Source organism: Pandoraea sp. LA3 (assembly GCF_022696215.1).
GTDB lineage: Bacteria > Pseudomonadota > Gammaproteobacteria > Burkholderiales > Burkholderiaceae > Pandoraea > Pandoraea capi.
Window position 1 is genome coordinate 279,969 of record NZ_PTPY01000031.1, and the last position, 23,265, is coordinate 303,233.

The following is a 23,265-nucleotide window of genomic DNA, read 5'->3' on the forward strand; positions in this document are numbered from 1 at the left end:
TGCGGCTTGAGGGATAAAGCCGCGCCCCGGTTACGATCCGTGGCTCAAAGCACGCCGAGTGGCGAAGCCTTGGACGCGAAAGTGTCGCGAATCGACGCAATCGCCGCGATCGTCTCATCGATATCGTCATCGCCGATGTGACGATGCGTGACGAGCCGCAGCATCGACGTGCCGCTCGCCCGCGCCAGAATTCCGTACTCTGCCAGCGCCGCTTCCCACGCACGAGGATTCGCCTCGCGTTGCTCGCCGACGCGCAGGCGCACGATATTGCTCCTCGACGGCACGGCATCGACCAGTTGCGCATCGATTTGCGCTAGACCCGCCCACAGACGTTGCGCACGCTGGTTGTCGTCGGCCAGTCGCGTGACCATCGTCTCCAGCGCTACCTTCCCCGCCGCCGCCATGATGCCTGCCTGACGCAGACCGCCGCCCGTCATGCGGCGGAACGTGCGCGCCTGCTCGATCATCGCGTGCGAGCCCACGAGCATCGCGCCCATCGGCGCCGAGAGTCCCTTCGACAGACAGAACGTCAGGCTGTCGCAATGCGCGGTGATCTGGGAGACGTCCACGCCGAGCGCCGCCGCCGCGTTGAACACGCGTGCGCCGTCCATGTGGACCGGCACACCGGCGCGCGACGCGAGCGCATGCACATCCGCCAGATACGACAGCGACGGCACGTAGCCGCCCGAGTGATTGTGTGTCGACTCGACCGCGACCATCGCCGTCGGTTGGCCGTATCGCGAAAAGCCGGGACGCAACGCCCCGGCCAGTTGATCGAGATCCATTTCGCCACGCACTGACGGAATCAGCACCGGGAACAGATGCGCGAGCCGCGACATGCCGCCCGCCTCCGACTTCGCCATGTGGGCCTGCACGTCGAGCACCGCTTCGCCGCCGAGCGTGGCGTGACACAGCGAGGCGATCAGATTGCCCATCGTGCCGGAGACGACGTACATCGCCTCCTCCTTGCCGGTCATGACCGCCGCGAGATGTTCCAGTGCGCGTACGGTCGGATCGCCTTCGAGCGTGTCGTCACCCAGCGATGCAGTCTGCATCGCCTCCCACATCAACGCGGTGGGACGGGTCACGGTATCGCTGCGCAGATCGACGGCGCGTTCGGTATGGCCTGAGGTCATGCAAACTCCTGACCGTGGGCATGGCTGCCTGTGCCTGCCTGCGCGCCTTGCGACGATTCGGCCGCGAGCGCCGCCTGTACGGCCTCGGGCGATTCGTACGGAATGCCGGCGAGCTTCATGACGAGCTTGATGGCCACGGTATTGCTGAAAACGTTGATGGCGGTACGGCCCATGTCGAGGAAAGCGTCGACACCGGCGATGATGGCGAGGGCTTCGATGGGCACACCGATGGTGGTGAGCACCATGGCGATGGCCACGAGGCCGCCCGACGGCACGTTCGCGCTGCCCTTGCTGGCGAGTGTGGTGACAAGCACGATGGACAGCAGCGTCGGCATGTCGAGCGGCACGTGATACGCATCGGCCAGGAAGCCCACGGCCAGCGCGAAGTACATGATCGAGCCGTCGCGGTTGAAGGCATAGCCCAGCGGCAGCACGACCGATGCGATGGCCTTCGGGACACCCATCGCGATGAGCTTCTCCATATGCAGCGGCAGCGTCGCTTCCGACGAGCGCGTGGCGAAGGCGAGAATCACCGGCTCGCTGATCGCACGCGTGGTCGCCATCGGCTTTTCGCCGATCGCCTTGAGCACGATCCAGAACAGCACGAGCAACACGCCGAGGCCGAGATACATCGTGCCGACGAGCTTCACGAGCGACAGAATCGTGCCGATGCCTTGCGTAGCGAACAGCCACGAAATGATCGCGAAGATCGCCACCGGCGAGAGCGAGATGATCCAGTCGGTCAGTTTGAACACGGCGCCCATGAGCGCGTCGAGCACGCCGACGAGCGGCTTGGCGCGCTCGCCGATGGCCGACAGCGCCATGCCCAGCAGCACCGCGAAGACAAGCACCGGCAGCAGATTGCTGCCGCTCATCGCCGCCACGATGTTCGACGGGATCATGTCCAGAAAGAACTTGGTCCAGTCGACCGACGCCGCAATCGGCTTGGCCGACGCGTGCGCCGCCGCGAGATTCGCGCCGAGGCCCGGGTGGAAGATCGCGTTCAGGCCGAGGCCGATCACGATCGAGACGAGCGTCGCGACGAAGAAGTAGATCATGCTGATCGCGGAGACGCGTCCGAGCGAGCGCGCGTTGTGCCCCATCTGATAGATGCCGAGCGTGATCGCCGTAAAGACGAGCGGCACGACGATCATCTTCACGGCCTGCACGAACGCCGTGCCCACGGGCATGAGCTTCGTGGCCAGCCCCGGGGCGACCATGCCGCAACCGATACCCAGCGCCAGACCGATCAGCATCTGGATGGGCAATGGAATGAGGCGCTTCTTCTTGCTGGCAGTACTTGACGACATGACGACAATCTCCGGATTGAACGAGACGACACCGCTCGCGCTCGACGTAGGCGGTACCCGGGCCTTCCGGGTATCGCAGACGCTCAGCGCTTGCGACCCGGCGCCGCTTTTGCAGCGGGCGGAACAGCCGGGGGGACGAGTGCCTGCAAGCGAGCCTGCATGGCGTGCGTGAGGTGGTCCCAGACACGACGCTGGGCCTCCTCGGGACGCCCGGCGGCAATGGCCTCGAAGATCGCGAGATGCTCGCGAACGGCGGTGCGGGTGCGCTCGGCGTCGTAATGCGGAATGCGTTGCAGCGCCAGACCGTTCTGGGTGCGCAACGCGTGATAGGTCTCGGTGAGGCGCACGTTGTCGGCAGCGGCGAACATCGCTTCGTGGAACTGCCAGCCCACGCGTTGCGTGATATCGACGTCGAGTTCGATGCCCTCGGCGCCCTGCGCGTCGAGCGCGCGCAGTCGCACGGCCACTTCTTCGAGCGCGGGCGTCACGCCCTTTTGCGCGGCCAGCCATGCGGCCATGCCCTCGAGGGCAAGGCGCACCTCGTGAATCTCGCTCAGATCCCGCACCGACAACTGACGCACGAAGGTGCCGCGCATCGGCACGATCTCCAGCAGGCCGTCGTTCGCGAGGGCTCGAATCGCTTCGCGCACGGGCGTGCGGCTGATGCCGAAGCGCTCCGAGAGCGCGCGCTCGGACAGCGCCTCGCCGGCACGGATCTCGCCGGAAACGATCAGGTTGCGAATGGCGTTGTAAGCCGAATCGCTCAGGGCCGGGGTGCGTTGGGTCTGGTTCATAACTGGTATACCAGCAAAAAACAATTCGCCGGTCAACGGCAAAAGCTGTGGGGCGGGAGAATTTGCGGGTAAACGATGACGCGGAATGACGACGCGATGACGTCGAGATAACGTCGACGAATGCCGCAATGCGGCGGAACGACGCGAGCGAGACAGACGGCGTGGAAAGCGCCGCGCCCGTCCGCTCGTTCTCGCCGGGTGGCGAAAATGGGCGGACGGGCGCACCGGCGAACCGGCGTCAGGTAGAACGACGGCTAGCTACGCGGCTCAGTTGTCGAGGAAGTGCGTGATCGCGTAGTTGAACATCTTCGGATCCTGGATGAAGGCGAAGTGGCTCACGCCCGGCAGGATCATCAGTTGTGCGCCCGGGATCGTGTGCGCCATGTAGATGTTGTGTTCGAGCTTGATCCCTTCGTCGTGCTCACCGTCGAGAATCAGCACCTTCGACTTGATGGTCTTCAGTTGCGCGTCCGTCCAGTTCGGCTGGCTGTCCCACATCTTGCCGATCTGCGCGAGGAAGGCGTCGTACTCCTTCGGCGTCGACGACAGTTGGGCGTATTCACCGGCGGCGCGCTTGATGTATGCGGCGAACACGGGGTTCTTGTCGAAGTCCGGCTTCAGGCCGTCCGTATTCGTATTCACACCGAACGCCACGATCTTGCCCACGCGATCCGGATAGCGGATGGCGAGGTCGATGCCCTGAATCGCGCCATCGCTCCAGCCCACGACATCGGCCTTCTTGATGTGCAACTGGTCGAGCAACGCGACCACGTCGTCGGCCATCAGGTCGTAGCCATAGGGACGGTCGTCGCGCGTGCTGCGGCCGTGACCGCGCGTGTCGACGGCGATCACCAGATGGTGTGCCTTGAGCGCATCGACCTGCTTGGCCAGGTAGTTCGAGTTGGCCAGACCGCCGTGCAGCAGCAGCACCGGACTGCCCTTGCCCACTTCGGCGTTGTACAGACGAATGCCGTTGACGTTCGCGAAGCCGGTGCGGTCGAACTTGGCCGGAGCGGGCGTCGGCGGCAGCGTCTGCCACAGTTCAGTGGCGCTGGCGGGCGCGGCATGCAAAGCGGCCGCAACGCTCATTGCGCCAATCATGGCCAGCAAAGGCTTCAGCGGAGATTTGAAGAGTTTCATAGTTCGGACTTGAGTGTGAGATGTGTGCGGCGAGCGGTCGCAACGCGCCGGGGGGAACGCGTGGGCATTGGAACGGCGCTCGCCGCCCGGTCACTGTATCCCCGATTTCGACTGTTGAGACGCGAACCACGGATGCCTGACATTCAACGCCGCATTGCGATGCCACTTGAGAGTTGAGCATTCGCCGGGGGAGGCACGCCGTCCGAGTGCAGATCGTACGGATGCACTGCCCTTTTGCTCTCATGCGCCCCATTCGCGCACTCCCGCAATCCCGATGCAACGTTTTCCCAAGACCAGCGGTGTTAGGATTCGCACGACACGCCCCCCGAACTTTCTTAGAAGCCTCCGGAATGATCGACCTTCACGTACTGCCGTTCTTTCTCGCCACCGTCGCGGTGCTCGTTGCGATTCCCGGCCCGACCACGATCTATATCTCGACGACCAGCGCAAGCCAGGGCTTTCGCTTCGGCCTCGCGTCGTGCTTCGGCGTGATGCTCGCTACGCTCGTCCATGTGAGCTTCGCCGCCGTCGGCCTCACCGCGCTGCTGCTTGCCTCGCCGGTGCTGTTCAACGTCATCAAGCTGCTCGGCGCGGGGTATCTGGTCTATCTGGGCATCAAAGTCATTCGCAGCAAGCCCGCGACGCAGGAAGCCGCGCCGCAAGCCCCGGCACGCGCACTGAGCGCGACGGTGAGAAAGGGCTTTCTCGTCAATCTGCTCAACCCGAAGACGGGACTCTTCATCGCCGCCTTTCTGCCGCAGTTCGTCACGCCGTCGCTCGGCCATGTACCGTTGCAGATCGTGACGCTGGGCCTGCTGCTGGTGCTCGTGGGGGGCGTGAGCGACACGACCTACGCCGCACTCGCCCGCACGATCGGCCGCGCGCTCGCGCGGCGCAGCCAGAAGCCGGGCATCGGCAAGTACATCGCAGGCCTGCTTTATATGGCCTTGGGCATCGCGGCCCTCGCAACGTCGAACGGCACCTCGAAATAGACGACGCTCCTCCCACTTTCGCGCCCTCCCAACCCGCTTCGGCGGGTTTTTTCTTATTTGTCACCGCCGGGCGGCCCCGTCCGTCCCGACGACACGGGGTGCGCCCGCTCTCAGGGTTTCCACGCATCAAAAAATAAACACATGTGCTATACGCTTACAAAAATTAAACATTTGTTCAATTCGAATCCACGCATACCGCCCCCTGTTCAAAATGAGTCAAGCCACTTCGAGCCGCGTTTTCCACCGACATCTCCGCCATCAGCCCCCGATCGCCGCCGGCGGTCAGGGCGTCTATCTGACGGACATCCAGGGCCGTCAGTACATTGACGCCTCCGGCGGTGCCGCCGTCTCCTGCCTGGGTCACGGGCATCCCGACGTGATTGCCGCCATGCACGCGCAGATCGACAAGCTGGCTTACGCTCACACGGGCTTCTTCAGTTCCGAGGTCGCAGAAGCGCTGGCGGATAACCTGATCCGCAATACGCCCGTCGACTCGGGCCTGAGCCACGTGTACTACGTGAGCGGCGGTTCCGAGGCGATCGAAGCTGCACTCAAGATGGCGCGTCAGTACTTCGTGGAGATCGGCCAGCCGCAGCGTCGTCGCTTCATTGCACGCCGTCAGAGCTATCACGGCAACACGCTCGGTGCGCTGGCCATTGGCGGCAATCGCTGGCGTCGTGAACAGTTCGAGCCGCTGCTGATCGACGTCACGCACGTCTCGCCCTGCTATGCCTATCGCGACCAGCGTGCGCAGGAGACGGAACTCGAGTACGGCCAGCGTCTGGCCAGGGAACTCGAAGCGACGATTCTCGAACAGGGCGCCGACTCGATCATCGCCTTCGTGGCAGAGACGATCGGTGGCGCGACGGCCGGCGTCATCACGCCGGTGACCGGCTATTTCAAGGCCGTGCGCGACGTCTGCGACCGCTACGGCATTCTGCTGATTCTCGATGAGGTCATGTGCGGCATGGGCCGCAGCGGCACGTTGCACGCCTGGGAACAGCAAGGCGTGGCGCCGGACATCCAGACCATCGCCAAGGGGCTTGGCGGCGGCTATCAGCCGATCGGCGCCGTGCTGGCCAGCCAGCGCATCGTCGACACGATGAGCGCCGGCAGCGGCTTCTTCCATCACGGTCACACCTATCTCGCGCACCCGACGGCGTGCGCGGCCGCGCTGGCCGTGCAGCAGGTCATCGAGCGCGACGGTCTGCTCGCACAGGTGCGCGATCGCGGGCAATACCTCATGCAGCAACTGAACGAGCGCTTCGCGCAAAACCCGTACATCGGTGACGTGCGCGGCCGGGGTCTGTTCGTGGGCATCGAACTCGTTGCCGACCGGGCGACGAAAGACCCGTTCGATCCGCGCTTTGCAGTCCATGCCGCCGTGAAGCGCGAAGCGATGGCGCGTGGCCTCGCCTGCTATCCGGCAATGGGCACCATCGACGGCAAGCACGGCGACCACATCATGCTCGCGCCGCCGTTCGTCATCAGCGAAGCCGAAATCGATCTCGTGGTCGAGCGGCTCGACGGCGCCATTCAGGCCGCCATCGAACCCGCCATCCGCTGATCTCCCCCCGCGCGACGCGAGGCACCGGCCGAGACACCGGCGCCTCGCCAACGGCACTGCGCCACCCGCGCTGTCGCGCCACCGTCGTCCCCCAACACCTTACACAACAGGGAATCCGACCATGCAGCAGAACTCGCTGAGTCAAAGCCTCAAGCAGCGACACATCACCATGATTGCCCTTGGCGGTGTCATCGGCGCCGGCCTCTTTGTCGGCTCCGGCGCCATCATCGCCACCGCCGGCCCGGCCGCCATCCTCTCGTATCTCGTGGGCGGGCTGATCGTCACGTTCGTGATGTTCATGCTCGGCGAGATGGCTTCGCGCAACCCGGATGCGGGTTCGTTCTCCACTTACGCCAGCACCTACCTCGGCGAGTGGGCCGGCTTCGCCGTCGGCTGGCTGTACTGGTTCAAGTCGCTCATGACGATCACCATCGAGGCGATTCTGCTCGGCGCGATTCTCAACGAGTTTCTGCCATGGCTGCCGGTCTGGGGCGGCGCGGTCGTCATGCTCATGACGCTGATCGTGAGCAACGCCTATTCGGTGCGCTCGTTCGGCGAAGCGGAGTACTGGCTGTCGTTCGCCAAGGTCGCCACCATCGTGATCTTCATGCTGTTCGGGCTGTCGATCCTGTTCGGTCTGCAAGCCAAGATCCCCGCGCCCGGCTTCGCTAACCTGACGGGCAACGGCGGCTTCATGCCCAACGGCCTCTCGCCGGTGATCGCGGGCATCATGGTCGTGATCTTCTCGCTGGGCGGCAGCGAAATCGCGGCGGTTGCAGCCGGGGAATCGGAGAACCCGCGCAAGAACGTGGTGCGGGCGATCCGCAGCGTAATCTTCCGCGTGCTGGTGTTCTATATCGGCTCGGTGTCGATCATCATTCTGTGCCTGCCGTGGACGGACAAGGCCAACCTCGCCTCGCCCTATGTCTCGCTGTTCAGCATGGCCGGATTCCCGAACGCCGCGCTGGCGATGAAGGCGGTGTTGTTCGTCTCGTTCATGTCGGTGATGAACTCCTTCCTGTTCTCGAACTCGCGCATGCTGTACTCGCTGAGCCAGCGCGGTTACGCGCCGCCGATGTTTGCCCGTACGAATGCGCGTGGCGTGCCGATCAACGCGCTGGCCTTCAGCTTCGCGATCTGTCTGGGCATTCTGGCGGTGCACTTCGTGAGCGGCGGCGATCTGTTCCTCATGCTCGCCAAGAGCAGCGGCGCGTTCGTCATGACCGTGTGGATCTTCATCATCGTGGCGCACTTCGTCATGCGTCGCAAAATGGCGCGTCTGCCGGCACAACAACGCGAGGAATCGAGCTTCAAGGCGTGGTTCTATCCGTTCTCCAACATCATCGCGTTCCTCACGCTGGTGGCCGTGCTGCTCTCGCAAGCCTTCAACCCGGATTCGCGCTTCCAGTTCTGGTTCATGGTCGCGACTGCCGTGATGATCGTGGGTCTGTATTTCGTGCTGCGCCGACGCCCGAACTTCGGGCTGGTCAAAGCGGAAATGAGCTGAGCTGAGTCCGCGCAACGTGTCTGCATAGACAGCGCGACGGGACGCTCCCGTCGCTGCGCATCAAGAAAGCCCGTCGGGCGCCGTAAGGCCGCGACGGGCTTTTGCGTTGTGCGGGGAAAGTTGCGGCGTCGGTCAGCGCGATGCGCCGTGCAACGTCAGTCCCCGGACGTATAGATGTTGAATTCGTGAAGCTGTGCCGCGCTGTTCGCCACTTCGGCCAGCGTCTCCTCCCCGCCGTGCGCGATGAGCAACTGCGCGAGCGTTTGTGCGACGGCCAGTGCGGGCAGGATCGACGGGAACAGCGACAGGCTCGTGTTCGGCGCGACGATGCACGTGTGCGCCTGCGCTGCCACGGGCGAGAGCGTGCTGTCGCTGACCGCGATGACCGTGGCGCCTCGCTCACGTGCGAAGCGGGTCGTCTCCACGCTGGCCACCGTGTACGGACGCGCCGTGAAGCACAGCAGCACGTCGGTCTTGCCGATGCGACGCATGTCGTCGATCAGCGCACCGCCCTCACCGGAAATGAGCGTGACGTTGTCCTGAAACGTCGAGAGCACGTAATGCAGATAGAACGCCGGCGGATAGAGGCTGCGCAGCCCCAGCACGTAGATGCGGCTCGCGCCTCGCAGGCGCTCCACGGCTTCGACGAAACTCTTCCCATTGCGCGGGCTCAGCGTGGCTTCCAGGTTGCCGTACTCGTTGGCGAGCGACTCGACGAGCAGTTGCTCGTCGCCCGAAGCCCGCGAGTGCTCCCGTACCTGCTCGGCACGTTCGAGCAACCCCGACGGGCCTGACGGCCCCGCCGAGAGCCAGTCGATATAGACCGCGCGAAAGTCCTCGTAGCTCGCAAACCCCAGCTCACGCGCCAGTCGCAGCATCGACGCCGGCTGCAATTGCGCCCGCGCGGCGACCGTGCGCATGGATTGCAGTGCGACTTCCTTGGGAGAGTCGAGCACATACCGGGCAGCCTGACGAAGCTTTGGCGGCATCTCCTGAAAACGCGTCGAGATCGCCTTTTCCAGTTCGTCTTTGGTCATCGTTATGACTCGGCGTGGGAATCGAAAAGTGGACGAGGTGAGTTCCGTGCGTCACCCCTGCGCGCTGCCTTCCGGCCAAAGCACAGAAGGAATTTCCGATTTTATCGCTATCTTCGGCATCGCTGCGTACTCTTTCCCTACCGCACCAGACGATCGACGAAATCGAGCAACGCGCGGGTTTTCGCCGGGACATGGTGACGCGTCGGATAGTAGACGTAGAGCGGAAAACGATGATCGGACCAGTCGGGAAACAACGGCACCAGTTGCTTCGACGCGATGTACGGCGCCATGCCCAGCTCGAACATTTGCGCGATGCCCATCCCCGCGATGCACGTGCTCAGGACCACGCTGGGGTCGTTCACCATCAAGCTGCCATGCGGATGCACCATCAGCTTCTTGCGCCCCTGATGAAATTCCCACGAGAACGGCTTGCCGGTCAGCGGCTCACGGAACAGCAGGCAACGATGCCCCCCGGTCTCCAGCGCTTTCGGCTCTTTGGGATGTCCGTGCCGTTTCAGATACGCGGGCGAGGCCATGGCCAACACGCGCGTATCGAACAGCTTTCGCGCGATCAGCGAGGACGCTGGCGGATGTCCAAAACGCAGCGCCAGGTCGTACCCCTCGCCGACCAGATCCCCCAGCTCGTCGCGGCAGCGCAATTCGATCTCGAGATCGGGATGCCGATCCATGAAGTCACCCAGTCGCGGCCCGAGGACGAGACTGGCGAACAGCGGGTCGACGTTCACTCTCAGGCGTCCCTGCACTTTCGACGCGTTGCCGGCCGCGTTGTTGGTAACCTCGGCCAGCGCACCGACGAGCGGCATCACCTGCTCGTAGAAATTACGCCCCGCCTCGGTCAGCCGGACGTTGCGGGTCGTGCGCTCGAACACGCGAATGCCCAGACGCGTCTCCAGCCGGGCAATCACACGACTCACCCCGGACTGCGACATGTCGAGCGCCTCTGCGGCACGACCGAAGCTCTTCGTGTCGACGACCGCTGCGAGCACGTCGACGCCTTCGAGTAGTTGCGAGTTGAGTGTTTTCATTGATGACGTGGCCGCAAGAATCATATGCGTTCCATGCTATCGCATTCATGAACGCCTGGCGTCAGAATCCGATCCGTCTCCACTAGTTTCTTCTCGGATCGACCTATGGAACCTGCCATAACCTCTTCCGCCGGCACGCCGGACGCTGCCGCCCGCTGGCCCGGGGCATCCCGGGCGAAAAGCGCCGCCGCAGTGCTGGCCCTCAGCCTCGGCTGCTTCTCGTTCGTCAGCACCGAACTCATGCCGGTCGGCGTACTGCCCGCCATGGCCGACGGCCTCCACGTCTCGTTGGGTGCCGCGGGCTATCTCGTCTCCAGCTTCGCCTTCGTCGTCGCGCTCACTGCCACGCCGCTGACCGGCTGGCTCGGACGATGGAATCGCAAGCTGTTGATGGCGGCGTTGCTGGCCGTGTGCTGTCTCGGCAACGTCGTCACCTTCCTCGCGCCCAGCTATGGCGTGGTGCTGGCCGGCCGCCTGCTTGTCGCCGCCGCCATCGGCGTGTTCTGGTCAACGGCGGTGGTCACGGCGGTCCATCTGGTCTCGTCACGCAACGCGGTCAGGGCGACATCGATCGTATTCGGTGGCGTGTCACTCGCGACGGTGCTCGGTGTACCGGCCGGCACACTGCTCGGCGAGCATGCCGGATGGCAGGCCGTCTTCGGGGCGTTGGCGATATTGAGCTTTGCGGTGTTCGCCGTCATCGCCTGGTCGGTACCGGCCGTCAGCATTGCCCGGACGGCAAAGCGCGGCACGACGTCCACCGTACTCAGGAGCCGCCCGCTGCTTGGCGTGCTGCTGACGACCGGACTGGTGGTGACCGGCAATTTCCTGGCCTACACGTACATCTCGCCGTATCTCTCGCAGGTCGGTGGTCAGTCTGCGGAGCACATCAGCGTGCTGCTCCTGATGTATGGCGCAGCGGGCGTTGTCGCCAACTTCGCGATCACACCGATTGCCGCAAAGTCGCTGCGTAGCGGTTTTATCGGGGTGACGGCCCTGCTCGCGCTCAGCCTGCTCGGCATGTATCTCGCGGGGTCGGGCTACGTCGCGACGTTGCTGGCAATGGCCGTGTGGGGCGCCGCATACGGTGCGCTCCCGGTGTTGTTGCAGACATCGGTGTTCAACCTCACGTCGAAGATGGAGGACTGCGTGGACGCCGCAACATCGGTCAACGTTGCCGTCTTCAACGCGGCGGTGGGCATGGGGGCATGGGTCGGCGGGATGATCGTCAACCAGTCCGGTCCCGCCTCGATTCCGGCCGTAGCGGCAGGTTTCGTGATGCTGGGTCTCATCGTCGTCCTCCTGAACCGCAACGGCAGCCGCCAGGCGCAGTGAGCCGCGCCAGGTTCGTGTGTCGCGACTCGATCTATCCCAATTTCAGTTTTCGCCAGAGAAACATCATGACAACCATTGCATTTCTTGGCCTCGGCAACATGGGGCGACGCATGTGCGCACGACTGATCGGCGCGGGCTACCGCGTCACGGTCTGGAACCGTACGCGCCCTGTCCAGCCCGATGCAGCGCTCGATGGCGCCACATGGGCAGACACGCCAAAGATGGCCGCTCGGGGCGCCGACTTCGTGATCACCATGCTCACAGACGATCAGGCGTCGAAACATGTCTGGCTGGACGACGAGCATGGCGCGCTTTCCGGCATGTCGGCGAATGCGATCGCCATCGAAAGCTCGACCCTTTCCCCCGACTGGGTCTGCCAGTTAGGACGTATCGCAGCCGAGCGCGGCATCCGCTTCATCGAAGCGCCGGTGTCGGGCAGCTTGCCACAGGCCGATGCCGGTCAACTCGTCTACCTGATCGGCGGGGACGACGCGACACTGGATGCCGCCCGCCCGGTCCTCACGCCGATGGGCGCCGTGATCCGGCATGTCGGCCCGATTGGCTGCGGCGCATTGACCAAGCTCGCCACCAACACCCTGCTGGGCGTACAAGTGACGGCGCTGGCGGAGGTGTTTGGTCTGTTCGCGAGGTACGGGGTCGACGCCGCGCCGATTGTCGAGGCCATGGCATCGACGACCGTCTGGAGTCCGGCGGCCACGTTAGTCGCCCGATCGATCGGCGCCAGAGACTTCGCACCGCGCTTTCCTGTCCGTCTGATTCACAAAGATTTCGGTTACATGGCATCGGCCTGCGGAGATGCGGCATCAGCACCGACGATTTCGGCGGCTTACGGCGTGTTCGATCGAGCCCTGCATGCTGGCATGGGCGAGCTTCATATGACCGGTGTCGCGCAATTGTTCACCGACGTCTGAAAGACTGAGCCTGCGCGAACCCGGCATGCGGTCGGCGACGGCAATTCGTCGCCGACCGTGTGTGCATCGCGTCAGAACTGGAACGACTTGCCGAAGACCGACACGGTGATCGGCTGGGTCAGATCGAAGTTGCCGGTCTGAAAGAGCGTGATCATCGCGTCGGCGCGGCCGACCGACTTTCGCCACTCTTCAGCGGAACTGGTATTGGCTGGCGCCAGCAGATCGTCACGACGCATCTCGAGGAACGTGAGTAACCACGTCTTTTCGTCGGCCCCGGCCGCCGGCGTGCTGCCGACCTGCGCCGTCGCACGCGCGGCGATCTGTTTGACCGAGTCCGGATCGTCGCCGTACCCGTGCTGGATGCCCGCTTCGTACAATGCCGCGCGAGAGAGCGGCAGCACGAGGCCGAGCTTGTTCGCCAGCTTGCGCGACGGCACGCGGTACAACTGGTCGTTGACGGCGTCCTGCGCCGCGATCATCTGCGGGTCGGTGGCGGCAGCGCGCCACGCTTCCGGAAAACCACCGAGGCCCGCCGTCGAATCGGTGCCGTTCACGGCTCGCAAAGCCGGCAGGTACGGCGCAAGCGCGTTGCCCGGCTTGCGCGCCGTGTACTCCTGCACCACTTGCAGCAGGTCGTCCGTTCCCGACGTGAAGCCCGCGCGGCCTGCCGTGAAACCTCGCCCGTCGTTCAGGTTCTGGATGTACTCATAGCGAATCTTGAGCGTCAGATTCTCGAAGATGCTGACCAGCGAATCTTCGACCTGCGTCTGACGATCGACGGCAGCGTCTGCCGCCGCACCGGCCCCCGCCTCAATCTCCCCCTGGGCGGCATCCACCCCTCCACTTACCGCCGCGCCTGCCAACGCCATCGCGACGAGGCACATTACGGTCAACTTCTTCATCGTCTACCTTCCTCAACAACAGTTCGATTCGATTGAATTTCGATGCGCCCGCCATCCTTCGAAATGATTTGTAAGTATTCCTTATCAAATGATCGATAAGGAGGCGGCGCAGGAAATTCTGATCGAACACGACAAATTCGCGCAATCGTGCGAATTGAGTAAGTTGAGGAAGTCGCGTGTGACTCACCGGCGTTTCAAACTGTCACAATCCGTGAGCGCCGCGCGGGTGAAGGGTCAGCGCGATATTAGGATGATGTCGTTTCGGCAAACGAAATCACCAGCCCGTTGAGGCCGGGAAAAACTTGCGTCGTGCAACCCGGTCGCCGCGCGCGGCGACGAAGACATCGCTCGCGCGCCAACGCCGAATATTTGCAGATTACTTGCCGGATGCGGTCGCGTCGGCCATGGCGTCGGCCTCCGGCCCCGTCAGATAAAGATCGCCAAAGCGGTCACCGACCTTCTCCCACATCAGACGTGAAAACGTGAGCGCCGCGCCCAGCGGACGATGATTGATCACGATCGAGTCAGCAAAGCCTTCGGCGTTGTAGTGCACGACCACCATGTTGTCGATCGGCTGCCCCGCGACCGTCGACCGATAGGACTCGAGAAACAGGTCGTCCATCTGCCGCAGATAACGAAAATCCATCCCCCCCTCGTAGACGCCGATCGCCACCTTGATCAGCGCGATGATGTTCTCGCGCCCATGCACCGGGCGCTTGAGCACGGCCGCTTCGAGCGTGGCGTCGTCCGCCAGTTTTTCGAACCACGGCGGCGGGCCGGCCGGTTTGGGAAGCGTCGGTGCGGTGTCGTTGAAGAGCATCTCGATATCTCGCTTTCGTGAAGAAACGGGCGAATCGCCCACAAGTTTAAATTTGCAACTCATGGACAGCCTAAGCATTTGAGTTTATTTTTGCAACTACTTGATTAGCAGATCGGGGATAGGCAAAGCGATGAAAGGCAAGAAGACGGATCTGAGTCAGGTGGAGTGCGGGATTGCGCGGGCGCTGGGGGTGATCGGCGACTGGTGGTCGCTGCTGATCGTGCGAGACGCCATGCGCGGCATGACGCGCTTCGGCGAATTTCAGACGAATCTGGGCCTCGCGCGCAACATTCTGTCGACACGCCTCAAGAAGCTTGTGGAGGATGGCATTCTCGACATCACGCCGGACCCGGACGGCTCGGTCTACAAGATCTACGTCCTGACGCCGCGCGGCAGAGCGCTCGGCACGGTACTGGTCGCGCTGTGGCAATGGGGGGAGACGTATTGTTTCGACGACGACGAACTGTCACTGACGCTCGTCGACCGGGCATCCGGTACCCCGCTGGCGCCCATCGCCCTGACAACGGTCGACGGTCAGCCCGTCGCGCCGGACGGCTATATGAGCGCACCCCGGCCAAAACGTCGCGCCACACGCAAGGCAACCCAACGAGCGTCGGCCTAACACAGTCGCCGCGGGCCGACGTCAATCTTCGCGTGCCGCGACCGTCTCCTGGAGCAGCATCTCGAGAAACGCCAGCGGCGCAGGGTCCAGCGGCGGCGCGGCATCTTCCGATACGGCAGGCAGATGCGTGACGACCAGTTCCCAGCAAAGCGTCTTGCCTTTGAGCGGCACCTGCACCAGCCGCTCAGCGCGCCGCGCCACCAGATCGGCCGGCAGAAGCGCCACGCCCAGCCCCTGTTCCACCAGACTCATCAGTGTATCGAGATCCCCGATCTCGAACGCCACGCGGCGCCGTACGTCCGCCTCCGCGAACCCGCGATCCACCAAACGCCGCGTGCCATGTCCCGGAACGAAGTCCACGAATGACTCGTCCGCGAGCTGTGCGAGCTGGATGTTTCGTCTGGCCGCCAGCGAATGGCGGTGGCCGCACGCGAGCACCATGTCGTCGCATGCGACGATGTGCGACGTGAGTTTCTCGCTACGCTCTTCGATCGGCAGAATCGCCAGATCGATTTCGCGCGCCGCGACTTTGTCGTTCAGATCGTGAGCGCCGCCCTGCACCAGACGAATTTCAATCTGCGGATAGCGCTCGTAGAAGCGCGACATCAGGTTCGACAGGTCGAGAAACGGCGGCAGGCTTTGCACCGTGCCGATGGACAGGCGGCCCTTGCGAATGGCGTGGATATCGGCGACGTCGCCCGAGGCCCGGTCCAGCACATCGAGTGCACGTCTGACCTGATCGAGAAACGCCTGCCCGGCCGCCGACAGACTCACGTGACGAGTCGTGCGCACAAACAGCTTCGCGCCGAGTTCGTCCTCCAATGAACGAATCGACGTCGAGAGCGCAGACTGCACGATGTGACAACGCTCTGCCGCACGCGTGAAATTCCCCTCTTCCGCCACGGCAATGAAATGGCGCAACTGTCTCAATTCCATACGCGACTCCCGCGATCCATCGCTTTGATAGATTAATCCCCACAATTAACGAAACTTATCAGATCAAACGAATCGTCGCATCGACGGCGATGTCATCGGTGTCTTGTCACGCTTTCCTGCCCGGAACATCGCCCGCGCCAGCTCATCGGCCGTGGTCGGCTGACAGGCATGACGGGGCGCGGCATCCCGCGATACGTGTCACTCGATCTGCGACGAGACCTTCCAGAGATCCACATCGCCGTCTTGCGCATATCGATCGATCTGCGCGAGTTCGTCGGCGGTGAAGTCCAGACGTTTCACGGCATCGAGCGAGTCGTCGAGCTGCGCCACGGTGCGTGCACCGATCAGCGCTGACGTGACGCGTTCGTCGCGAAGCGCCCACGCAATCGCCATCTGGGCCAGCGTCTGACCACGCCCCTGCGCGATGTCGTTGAGCGCGCGAATACGGGCCAGATTGTCTTCGCTGAGCATGCTCTGGCGGAACGAGGTGCCTCGTGTGACACGGCTGCCCTCGGCGCCGGAAGTCGACAGGTACTTGGACGTCAGCAGCCCCTGCGCCAACGGCGAGAACGCAATGCATCCGGTGCCGAGATCGTCCAGCGTGCTCAGCAGCCCCTTCTCGATACGGCGATTGAGCATCGAGTAGTTCGGCTGATGGATGAATAAGGGCACACGCTCGTCGGCCAGGATCTGCGCCGCTTTACGCGTGAGTTCCGGCGAGTACGACGAAATGCCCACGTACAGCGCCTTGCCCTGACGATGCAGTTGCACGAGCGCGCCCATCGTCTCTTCCAGCGGCGTGTCCGGGTCCACCCGGTGCGAATAGAAGATGTCGACGTAATCCAGCCCCATGCGCTTGAGGCTCTGCTCGCAACTGGCGATCAGGTGCTTGCGCGAGCCGTTCGGGCCGCCGTAGGGGCCGGGCCACATCTGCCAGCCAGCCTTGGACGAGATGATCAGCTCGTCACGAAACGGCTTGAAGTCCTGCGCCATCCAGCGGCCGAAGTTCTCTTCTGCCGAGCCTGCCGGCGGGCCGTAGTTGTTGGCGAGGTCGAAGTGCGTCACGCCACGGTCGAAGGCGCGACGCAGCATCGCGCGGCCCGTTTCATACACATCGACGCCACCAAAGTTTTGCCACAGGCCCAGCGAGATTGCCGGCAATTTGATGCCGCTGCGGCCGACGCGGCGATAAGGCATCTGAGCGTCGTAGCGCGTGCTTTCGGGTTGATAAAGCATGGAATTCTCCTTGGAAAAAGCTCAAAAGTCGGAACGCCTTGCACACGACGCGGGTACACCGCATGCAAAGACGATACAGGAGACGCGGCGAATATCAGGCGCGCGTCCAAAGACGCGTCAACGGCCCGCCGGTCCCCGTGACCGGATCGATTTGGGGAAACGGTAGCGACTGCATGCGCTGGCTCATCTCGGCCGTGGGCGCGGAGGTGCAGACGTCCCATTGCTGACCGCGCGGATACGCGCCGACGACGAGCAAGTCGTTGCTCGCCGAGACGCGCATGTGGCCGGTACCGGTCGGCAGCACCACGACGTCGCCGCTTAACGGTGATACGCGGCGCCCGCCGGGACCACCCAGCACGAGTTCGACGCTGCCGCGCACGAAGAACAACACTTCATGCGCCGTCGAGTGATAGTGGTGGTAATCGTAGATGCCTGCGCGCCATTGCGCGGGCCAGCCATGTTCACCGACCAGACGCTCGAACCTGTCCGCCGACGACCTCGCTTCGTCCGGGGTCATCACCTGACGATAGTGCAGCACCGGCAACTGCGGATTATTCGGAACCCACCCATTGCGCTGGAGAATGAAGCTGTCGGGCTCCACGGTCGCTGCACGGGCGGCAAGTTCGGGAAACGCTGCGCCGAGGCCCGTCAGCCCCAGCACGGACAACGTGCGCATGAAATTGCGGCGGTCGAATTCAGACATGATGACTCCCCGGCCGTCAGATGCCGATGGTCTTGCGATATGACGCGAGGTAACCTTGTTCAGCGGACGTCGTGCGGTCCATGGCCCACATGGCGCGATGCCAGAACGGATAGATCGGCAGCGGACGCCCCACAGCTTCGATACGGGCAGCCTGGTCGGCCGTCAGTACGAGGTCGGCGGAGGCCAGGTTCTCGGCAAGCTGTGCCTCATTACGCGCACCGAGGACCACCGTGCCAACGCCCGGACGCTCACGCACCCACGCGAGCGTGACTTGCGGCACGCTGCGGCCGGTCTCTTGCGCGACTTGTTCGATGACGTCGAGCACCTTGCCAAAACGTTCCCAATCGGTCACGTGCGGTTCAAGCCAACCCGCGGCGGCTTGTCGCGTGCCGGCTGGCGTCGTGCCATCCCGACGCGCCTGACCGCCAAACAACCCCTGACCGAGCGGGCTCCAGATCATCGAATCCAGACCGAATTCGCGGTTGGCCGTCAGCAGTTCGTACTCGGCTTCGCGGGCCTCCGGCGTGTAGTAAATCTGGTGCGCAACCGGCGGCACGAAGCCCGGCGCCTGCGCGAGCATTGCCGTCTTGGCGACGGCCCAGCCGCTGTAGTTCGAAATGCCCCAGTAGCGGATCTTGCCGCTTCTGACGAATCCGGACATCGTTTCGACGGTCTCTTCGATCGGCGTCACGCCGTCCCACTGATGCACGAAGTAAAGGTCGAGCCAATCGGTGTCGAGTCGTTTGAGCGACGCATGAAGCTCCGACGTGAGGTGAGCGCGCGAAGCGCCGCCACCGTTGGGACCATCCGTCATGCCTGAGCGGCCTTTGCTAAAGATCAAGACGTCGTCACGACGCCCGGCCAGCGCCTGACCGAGAACGACTTCCGCGTCGCCCTTGGAGTAGAGGTTGGCCGTATCGAACGCGTTGACGCCGGCATCCAGCGCCAGATCGACCATACGACGCGCCTGATCGACCTGAATGTCGCCCAACGCTTCAAAACCATTGGTGCCAGAGAACGTCAACGTGCCGAGCACGTATTGGGAAACCAAAAGGCCGGAGCGGCCCAGCGGCAGGTATTTCATGATGTCGGCTCACAAATTTGCAGAAACCCAGTCGAGTCACCTCAACCGATCGTGAGCCTAGTTTGACGATAACCTATTGATTTTTTAAGTTCTGATTTTTGATGTCATCAATCTATGAGATAGATGAATCATCCTCACGCGTCCTTCAGCAACCCCAGCCGGATCAGGCTTTCGGCCGTCGCGACAATCGCCTCCTCTCGCGGGCGCGGTGTCCAGCCCAACAGTCGCCGCGCTTTCTCGCCCGTGGCGTTCATGTCCACGCCTAGCAATGGCACGACGCCGCGCATGGTCGGGTCTTTCAGCGCACCAAGACGCACGACCCAGTTGGGCAGCACGCGCGTAGGCACCTTGCTCGCGGCGGCGCCCATCCGATCGCGCAGCACCTTGGCGACATCGGCGATCCACATGCTGTCCCCGGAAATCGCCAGGAAGCGCTCTCCCTTCGCCGCCGGGGACGTCATGGCCCGCAAGTGCAAATCGGCGACATCACGCACGTCGACGAAACCGCAATTCACTTTCGGGCTGCCGGGTTGCCCGTCCATCAGATTCTTGATCAGGCGAATCGAGTGCGAGTAATCCTTGCCGAGCGCCGGGCCGACGACGGCGACCGGGTTGACGGCGGACAACTCGAGATCACCGCCTTCGCGCGCGATGAAGTTCCACGCGGCGCGCTCCGAGAGCGTTTTCGACTTTTGGTAAAGCCACACGTCACCCGACAGATCGGACCAGTCCGTTTCGTCGAACGGGCGGTTTTTCGGCTTCTTGTGCCCGGCGCAGATGGCGCCGAAGGCCGACGTCAGCACGACGCGCTTCACGCCTGCGGCTCGCGCCGCGCGCAGAACGCGCAGGTTGCCGTCGACCGCCGGCTTGACCCAATCGTCCTCACCGGCCTTTTCGCCGGTCGGTGTGGGCGAAGCGCCATGCAGCACATAGGCGCATCCTTCAGCCGCCTCATGCCAGCCGTCGTCGGACGCCAGATCGGCGGCGACGAACGACAGGCGGTCGCCCGCGTCGACACCGCCGGTCTTCAATTGCTCGCGCACTTCGGCTTCGCGCGAGAGGGAGCGCACGGTGGTCCGCACGCGGTAGCCATCGCCCAGCAGCGCGATGATGCAGTGTTGGGCAATGAAGCCTGTGCCGCCGGTCACCAAAACCAGTTCGTTTTCCATCATGAATCTCTGAAGTCCCTGAAGCGCCGGGGAATCAAGGCGAGAGGGAGGGTTGTTCGCCGACACGTCGCGGCGAGAAAGTGGGATGTCCCAATGTCTGAACATGCGAGAAGATTACGGCCCGGCACTCGGACTGTGAATGCTCTATAGTTCGACTTACTTTCGCAATCGTACGAATATGAGCTCAGACCCTTTCTCCGACATCCTGAAATTCACGAACGCGGAATCCATCGTGACCGGCGGTTTCAACGCAGGCGGACCCTGGGCGCTGCGCTTTCCCGCGCCCGACAAGATCAAGTTCTTTGCCGTGCTCAAAGGCGAGTGCTGGGTCGTGATCGACGGCGTGTCCGAGCCGACACACTTCCGAACCGGCGACGTGGGACTGCTGACGGCCAAGCGCTCGTTCGTGCTGGCGGGCGATCTGGAGACGACGCCGGTCGATGCGATGAGCGTCTTTACCGGCGCGCGCAGTGGCATCACGACACTTGGCGACGGCAAGGACTTCTCGCAGCTAGGCGGACACGTGCTGCTGGATCCGACGAGTGGCCGCCTGCTGGCGGACGTCCTGCCGCCGTGGATTCACGTGCCCGCGGCGTCGCCTCAGGCGACGAGCTTCCGGTGGCTGCTCACGCAATTGGTCGAGGAACGGGCGAACGATCTGCCCGGCGCCTCGCTCGTGGCGGGGCAACTGGCGCAAATGCTCTTCATCCAGATTCTGCGGGCGCATCTCGAGACGTCGAGCCCGATGCCCGCAGGGTGGCTGCGCGCACTGGCGAATCCCCGCCTCGCGCCGGCGTTGCGCCTCATGCACGACGATCCGGCGCGTGACTGGCATCTCGAAGACCTGGCGCAGGCTTGTGCCATGTCGCGCACCACGTTCGCGTTCCACTTCAAGAAGATTGCGGGCGTCGCGCCCCTCACCTATCTCACCGAATGGCGCATGCGGCTTGCCGAGAAGACGTTGCGCGAAGGCAAGACACCGGTGGCAACGCTCGCCCAATCGCTGGGGTACGCCTCGGAAAGCGCCTTCAGCAATGCGTTCAAGCGGGTCACCGGGAGCTCGCCGAAAGCGTTCAGAAATGCGGGCGCATGAAGTCCGCATGCAAGGCCGGATGCAGGCCGTATAAAGCCTCCCTCACGTGCCTCGGTAGTCAATGACCGGCGCCGGCGCACTTACGTCGCGACGCACGCCCGCCAGCACACGGCCGATCGCGATGGCGATCGCGGCAACCACGAGTCCCATGATGACGTCCCAGACGTAATGTCCGCCGTGCGTCGGCGTGGACACGATCATGAGAGCGTTCCCCCCGAAAACGAAAGGGAACAGGCGCTCGACCTTACGCGTTGCGTAGGTGAACAGCACGCCCAGCACTGCGTGAAACGACGGAAAGGAGATCAGTCCCTGCGCGGTCCAGATCGAGAGCTCCCGCATCTTGCCGGTTCGAAAGGCCATGAAATCCGATACCGTCGAAACGGTATTCGGATCCTGAATGTGAAAATGAACGAAAGCGCTCTCCGCCGGGAACAGCGTTGCAATCAACATCACAATCGCACTGGCCACCATGAATTGCGCAACGAACTCGGCATAACTGGCGATGTTTCGGGTGTAAATAAGCACCAGCGGCAATAACGCCAATTGCGGAAACACCGATTGGTACGCAATGGAAAGCGTGGCATCCAGCCATGGCCGCGCGCGCATCGCGTGATAAAGCGAGGGCCAGTCGATGCCAAGACGCGCGTCGGCAGACACCAGCCAGTTGGCGATATCGGGGGCGGACACGGAGACCGACAGGTATTGAAAAAACATGGCCGCGCCGCTAAAGCACGCCAGCGTCGTCACCCACAGCACGCCAACCCCGGCTTCCCTGTAGGCATCGCCACGCGCCGTCGCCAGCAACCGACGGGAAACCGCTGCAAGCATTAGCATCGACGCCAGCAATACGCCCAGACCGCAGCGCACGATCATCCATTCGATATCACTTCGCAGAACGGACATTCCCGCACGTCCGCCCCACGTAACATCCACAACAATCAACGAAATATTGGCCAGCCACGTGGCCCAATAGAGACGCCAGAGATTGGGGGACATGCATTTCGCTCACTCTTGTTTTATTAGTTAAACGAAACATGACACGCAAACGACGTCTCGAAATATATCTAAGTTTTCAAGATTTTTGTGAATAACCCGATAATTTAGTAGTTAACTTTTAATCACCGTTTAAAAGCGACGCGCACCAACGCATCGAAGACATCGCGGCCGGCGCCGAATGCCGGATCGAATTGCAGCGCATCGCGCGCGCATTTCTCCGTAATTTCCGGCGCAATGGCCAGCGACGGCCCCATCATGCTCGTGGCAAGCTGAATTTCACAGGCGCGATTTAACGTCCAGAGATAAGTGAAGGCTTCGGGAATGCTGCCGCCCCAGGAAAGCAGACCGTGGTTTCTCAGAATGACGGCCTTTTTTCCGTCGATGCTGCGAATCAGCCGTGGCCCCTCCTCCGGGTTGACCGTCACCCCTTCGAAATCGTGATACGCGACACGTGTCTGCAATTGGGCGCTGTAGAAATTATCGCTGCGCAATCCAGCGGCGGAACAGGCCACCGCCACACCCGCCGTCGTATGCGTGTGCATCACGCAGTGCGCTCCGGGCAACCCGTGATGCAATGCGGCATGCACCGTAAAACCGGCCGGATTGATCGGATAGTCGCGATTGCCGAGGATATTGCCGTTGCCATCCACCTTGACGAGATTGAGCGGCGTGACCTCGGAATAATGCAGACCGAACGGATTGATGAGAAAGGCAGGCGGGGTGGCGTCGACCAGACGAAGCGTGATGTGGTTGTAAATCAGCTCCGTCCAGCCGAGATCGTCGAAAACCCGATAACAGGCGGCGAGTTCGCATCGTGCCGCCCATTCGCTATCGCTCATCCCCTCGGGCTGGGTGAAGTCATCAAATACGTGGCATCCGGAAATTGTTGTCATGTTGCGTGTCTCCTC

The 23,265-nt window shown here is 63.0% G+C and carries 22 protein-coding genes; 7 read left to right on the forward strand and 15 right to left on the reverse strand.

Annotated features, from left to right (window positions below):
• Positions 1 to 44: 44 nt before the first annotated feature.
• The 4 genes from C5N93_RS13380 to C5N93_RS13395 all read right to left on the reverse strand — a co-directional run bounded on the left by C5N93_RS13380 (position 45) and on the right by C5N93_RS13395 (position 4,380).
• The gene (locus C5N93_RS13380) at positions 45 to 1,136 is read right to left on the reverse strand and encodes a GntG family PLP-dependent aldolase (RefSeq protein WP_242559630.1); all 1,092 of its coding nucleotides are present in this window, start codon (positions 1,134 to 1,136) and stop codon (positions 45 to 47) included.
• Entirely contained in the window at positions 1,133 to 2,446 is a 1,314-nt protein-coding gene (locus C5N93_RS13385) for a dicarboxylate/amino acid:cation symporter (RefSeq protein ID WP_242559631.1), read from the reverse strand. Before C5N93_RS13385 ends, C5N93_RS13380 begins: the two co-directional genes overlap by 4 nt.
• Before the next feature lie 83 nt (positions 2,447 to 2,529).
• Positions 2,530 to 3,240, reverse strand: a complete 711-nt coding sequence (locus C5N93_RS13390; protein WP_150721818.1) for a GntR family transcriptional regulator — start codon at positions 3,238 to 3,240, stop codon at positions 2,530 to 2,532.
• 267 nt (positions 3,241 to 3,507) lie between these two features.
• The gene (locus C5N93_RS13395) at positions 3,508 to 4,380 is read right to left on the reverse strand and encodes an alpha/beta hydrolase (RefSeq protein WP_242559632.1); all 873 of its coding nucleotides are present in this window, start codon (positions 4,378 to 4,380) and stop codon (positions 3,508 to 3,510) included.
• A gap of 350 nt (positions 4,381 to 4,730) precedes the next feature.
• On the opposite strand from C5N93_RS13395, the gene C5N93_RS13400 reads away from it, so the two are divergent.
• The 3 genes from C5N93_RS13400 to C5N93_RS13410 all read left to right on the forward strand — a co-directional run bounded on the left by C5N93_RS13400 (position 4,731) and on the right by C5N93_RS13410 (position 8,446).
• Positions 4,731 to 5,372, forward strand: a complete 642-nt coding sequence (locus tag C5N93_RS13400) for a LysE family translocator (RefSeq protein WP_242559633.1) — start codon at positions 4,731 to 4,733, stop codon at positions 5,370 to 5,372.
• A 211-nt stretch (positions 5,373 to 5,583) separates the two neighbouring features.
• Positions 5,584 to 6,939 (forward strand): aspartate aminotransferase family protein, encoded by a 1,356-nt coding sequence (locus C5N93_RS13405; protein WP_242559634.1) that lies wholly within the window; start codon positions 5,584 to 5,586, stop codon positions 6,937 to 6,939.
• 121 nt (positions 6,940 to 7,060) lie between these two features.
• Positions 7,061 to 8,446: an amino acid permease gene (locus C5N93_RS13410; protein WP_242559635.1), complete on the forward strand. Its 1,386-nt coding sequence runs from the start codon at positions 7,061 to 7,063 to the stop codon at positions 8,444 to 8,446.
• Positions 8,447 to 8,601: 155 nt separating this feature from the next.
• Here C5N93_RS13410 and C5N93_RS13415 read toward each other — a convergent pair whose 3' ends face one another.
• On the reverse strand, positions 8,602 to 9,483 hold the full coding sequence (locus tag C5N93_RS13415; protein ID WP_242559636.1) for a MurR/RpiR family transcriptional regulator: 882 nt from the start codon (positions 9,481 to 9,483) through the stop codon (positions 8,602 to 8,604).
• A 137-nt stretch (positions 9,484 to 9,620) separates the two neighbouring features.
• Positions 9,621 to 10,529 carry a LysR family transcriptional regulator gene (locus tag C5N93_RS13420; RefSeq protein ID WP_242559637.1) on the reverse strand — a complete coding sequence of 303 codons (909 nt, stop codon included), beginning with the start codon at positions 10,527 to 10,529 and terminating at the stop codon, positions 9,621 to 9,623.
• A 105-nt stretch (positions 10,530 to 10,634) separates the two neighbouring features.
• On the opposite strand from C5N93_RS13420, the gene C5N93_RS13425 reads away from it, so the two are divergent.
• Together C5N93_RS13425 and C5N93_RS13430 are read left to right on the forward strand one after the other, a co-directional pair.
• Positions 10,635 to 11,864, forward strand: a complete 1,230-nt coding sequence (locus C5N93_RS13425; RefSeq protein WP_242559638.1) for an MFS transporter — start codon at positions 10,635 to 10,637, stop codon at positions 11,862 to 11,864.
• Between the two features lie 65 nt (positions 11,865 to 11,929).
• Complete coding sequence (locus C5N93_RS13430) at positions 11,930 to 12,796, forward strand: NAD(P)-dependent oxidoreductase (protein ID WP_242559639.1); 867 nt, start codon at positions 11,930 to 11,932, stop codon at positions 12,794 to 12,796.
• 71 nt (positions 12,797 to 12,867) lie between these two features.
• On the opposite strand, the gene C5N93_RS13435 is transcribed toward C5N93_RS13430, so the two are convergent.
• Positions 12,868 to 13,698: a chitosanase gene (locus C5N93_RS13435; protein ID WP_242559640.1), complete on the reverse strand. Its 831-nt coding sequence runs from the start codon at positions 13,696 to 13,698 to the stop codon at positions 12,868 to 12,870.
• Between the two features lie 376 nt (positions 13,699 to 14,074).
• Positions 14,075 to 14,518, reverse strand: coding sequence for a hypothetical protein (locus tag C5N93_RS13440; protein WP_242559641.1), 444 nt, complete (start codon positions 14,516 to 14,518; stop codon positions 14,075 to 14,077).
• A 130-nt stretch (positions 14,519 to 14,648) separates the two neighbouring features.
• Between C5N93_RS13440 and C5N93_RS13445 the strand changes: the two genes are divergently transcribed.
• Complete coding sequence (locus tag C5N93_RS13445) at positions 14,649 to 15,140, forward strand: helix-turn-helix domain-containing protein (RefSeq protein ID WP_242559642.1); 492 nt, start codon at positions 14,649 to 14,651, stop codon at positions 15,138 to 15,140.
• 21 nt (positions 15,141 to 15,161) lie between these two features.
• Here C5N93_RS13445 and C5N93_RS13450 read toward each other — a convergent pair whose 3' ends face one another.
• The 5 genes from C5N93_RS13450 to C5N93_RS13470 all read right to left on the reverse strand — a co-directional run bounded on the left by C5N93_RS13450 (position 15,162) and on the right by C5N93_RS13470 (position 20,268).
• Positions 15,162 to 16,076, reverse strand: a complete 915-nt coding sequence (locus C5N93_RS13450) for a LysR family transcriptional regulator (RefSeq protein ID WP_242559643.1) — start codon at positions 16,074 to 16,076, stop codon at positions 15,162 to 15,164.
• A 198-nt stretch (positions 16,077 to 16,274) separates the two neighbouring features.
• Positions 16,275 to 17,312, reverse strand: a complete 1,038-nt coding sequence (gene mgrA / locus C5N93_RS13455) for an L-glyceraldehyde 3-phosphate reductase (RefSeq protein ID WP_242559644.1) — start codon at positions 17,310 to 17,312, stop codon at positions 16,275 to 16,277.
• Positions 17,313 to 17,406: 94 nt separating this feature from the next.
• A complete protein-coding gene (locus tag C5N93_RS13460) occupies positions 17,407 to 18,015 on the reverse strand; it encodes a cupin (protein ID WP_242559645.1) in 609 nt (202 codons plus the stop codon).
• Between the two features lie 16 nt (positions 18,016 to 18,031).
• Positions 18,032 to 19,099 carry an aldo/keto reductase gene (locus tag C5N93_RS13465; protein WP_242559646.1) on the reverse strand — a complete coding sequence of 356 codons (1,068 nt, stop codon included), beginning with the start codon at positions 19,097 to 19,099 and terminating at the stop codon, positions 18,032 to 18,034.
• A gap of 134 nt (positions 19,100 to 19,233) precedes the next feature.
• Complete coding sequence (locus C5N93_RS13470; RefSeq protein ID WP_242559697.1) at positions 19,234 to 20,268, reverse strand: aldehyde reductase; 1,035 nt, start codon at positions 20,266 to 20,268, stop codon at positions 19,234 to 19,236.
• A 139-nt stretch (positions 20,269 to 20,407) separates the two neighbouring features.
• Here C5N93_RS13470 and C5N93_RS13475 point away from each other — a divergent pair, with 139 nt between their 5' ends.
• Entirely contained in the window at positions 20,408 to 21,361 is a 954-nt protein-coding gene (locus C5N93_RS13475; protein WP_242559647.1) for an AraC family transcriptional regulator, read from the forward strand.
• 42 nt (positions 21,362 to 21,403) lie between these two features.
• On the opposite strand, the gene C5N93_RS13480 is transcribed toward C5N93_RS13475, so the two are convergent.
• A complete protein-coding gene (locus tag C5N93_RS13480) occupies positions 21,404 to 22,264 on the reverse strand; it encodes a phosphatase PAP2 family protein (protein ID WP_242559648.1) in 861 nt (286 codons plus the stop codon).
• Between the two features lie 215 nt (positions 22,265 to 22,479).
• A complete protein-coding gene (locus C5N93_RS13485) occupies positions 22,480 to 23,250 on the reverse strand; it encodes a class II aldolase/adducin family protein (protein ID WP_277990298.1) in 771 nt (256 codons plus the stop codon).
• Positions 23,251 to 23,265 lie beyond the last annotated feature (15 nt).

Coding starts and splice junctions, on each gene's coding strand:
- C5N93_RS13450 (WP_242559643.1), bottom strand. CDS start 16,076: ATGGAATTGAGACAGTTGCGCCATTTCATTGCCGTGGCGGAAGAGGGG.
- C5N93_RS13425 (WP_242559638.1), top strand. CDS start 10,635: ATGGAACCTGCCATAACCTCTTCCGCCGGCACGCCGGACGCTGCCGCC.
- C5N93_RS13385 (WP_242559631.1), bottom strand. CDS start 2,446: ATGTCGTCAAGTACTGCCAGCAAGAAGAAGCGCCTCATTCCATTGCCC.
- C5N93_RS13475 (WP_242559647.1), top strand. CDS start 20,408: ATGCTCTATAGTTCGACTTACTTTCGCAATCGTACGAATATGAGCTCA.
- C5N93_RS13380 (WP_242559630.1), bottom strand. CDS start 1,136: ATGACCTCAGGCCATACCGAACGCGCCGTCGATCTGCGCAGCGATACC.
- C5N93_RS13460 (WP_242559645.1), bottom strand. CDS start 18,015: ATGTCTGAATTCGACCGCCGCAATTTCATGCGCACGTTGTCCGTGCTG.
- C5N93_RS13400 (WP_242559633.1), top strand. CDS start 4,731: ATGATCGACCTTCACGTACTGCCGTTCTTTCTCGCCACCGTCGCGGTG.
- C5N93_RS13480 (WP_242559648.1), bottom strand. CDS start 22,264: ATGTCCGTTCTGCGAAGTGATATCGAATGGATGATCGTGCGCTGCGGT.
- C5N93_RS13465 (WP_242559646.1), bottom strand. CDS start 19,099: ATGAAATACCTGCCGCTGGGCCGCTCCGGCCTTTTGGTTTCCCAATAC.
- C5N93_RS13405 (WP_242559634.1), top strand. CDS start 5,584: ATGAGTCAAGCCACTTCGAGCCGCGTTTTCCACCGACATCTCCGCCAT.
- C5N93_RS13485 (WP_277990298.1), bottom strand. CDS start 23,250: ATGACAACAATTTCCGGATGCCACGTATTTGATGACTTCACCCAGCCC.
- C5N93_RS13440 (WP_242559641.1), bottom strand. CDS start 14,518: ATGCTCTTCAACGACACCGCACCGACGCTTCCCAAACCGGCCGGCCCG.
- C5N93_RS13420 (WP_242559637.1), bottom strand. CDS start 10,529: ATGAAAACACTCAACTCGCAACTACTCGAAGGCGTCGACGTGCTCGCA.
- C5N93_RS13410 (WP_242559635.1), top strand. CDS start 7,061: ATGCAGCAGAACTCGCTGAGTCAAAGCCTCAAGCAGCGACACATCACC.
- C5N93_RS13470 (WP_242559697.1), bottom strand. CDS start 20,268: ATGGAAAACGAACTGGTTTTGGTGACCGGCGGCACAGGCTTCATTGCC.
- C5N93_RS13415 (WP_242559636.1), bottom strand. CDS start 9,483: ATGACCAAAGACGAACTGGAAAAGGCGATCTCGACGCGTTTTCAGGAG.
- C5N93_RS13390 (WP_150721818.1), bottom strand. CDS start 3,240: ATGAACCAGACCCAACGCACCCCGGCCCTGAGCGATTCGGCTTACAAC.
- mgrA (WP_242559644.1), bottom strand. CDS start 17,312: ATGCTTTATCAACCCGAAAGCACGCGCTACGACGCTCAGATGCCTTAT.
- C5N93_RS13435 (WP_242559640.1), bottom strand. CDS start 13,698: ATGAAGAAGTTGACCGTAATGTGCCTCGTCGCGATGGCGTTGGCAGGC.
- C5N93_RS13445 (WP_242559642.1), top strand. CDS start 14,649: ATGAAAGGCAAGAAGACGGATCTGAGTCAGGTGGAGTGCGGGATTGCG.
- C5N93_RS13395 (WP_242559632.1), bottom strand. CDS start 4,380: ATGAAACTCTTCAAATCTCCGCTGAAGCCTTTGCTGGCCATGATTGGC.
- C5N93_RS13430 (WP_242559639.1), top strand. CDS start 11,930: ATGACAACCATTGCATTTCTTGGCCTCGGCAACATGGGGCGACGCATG.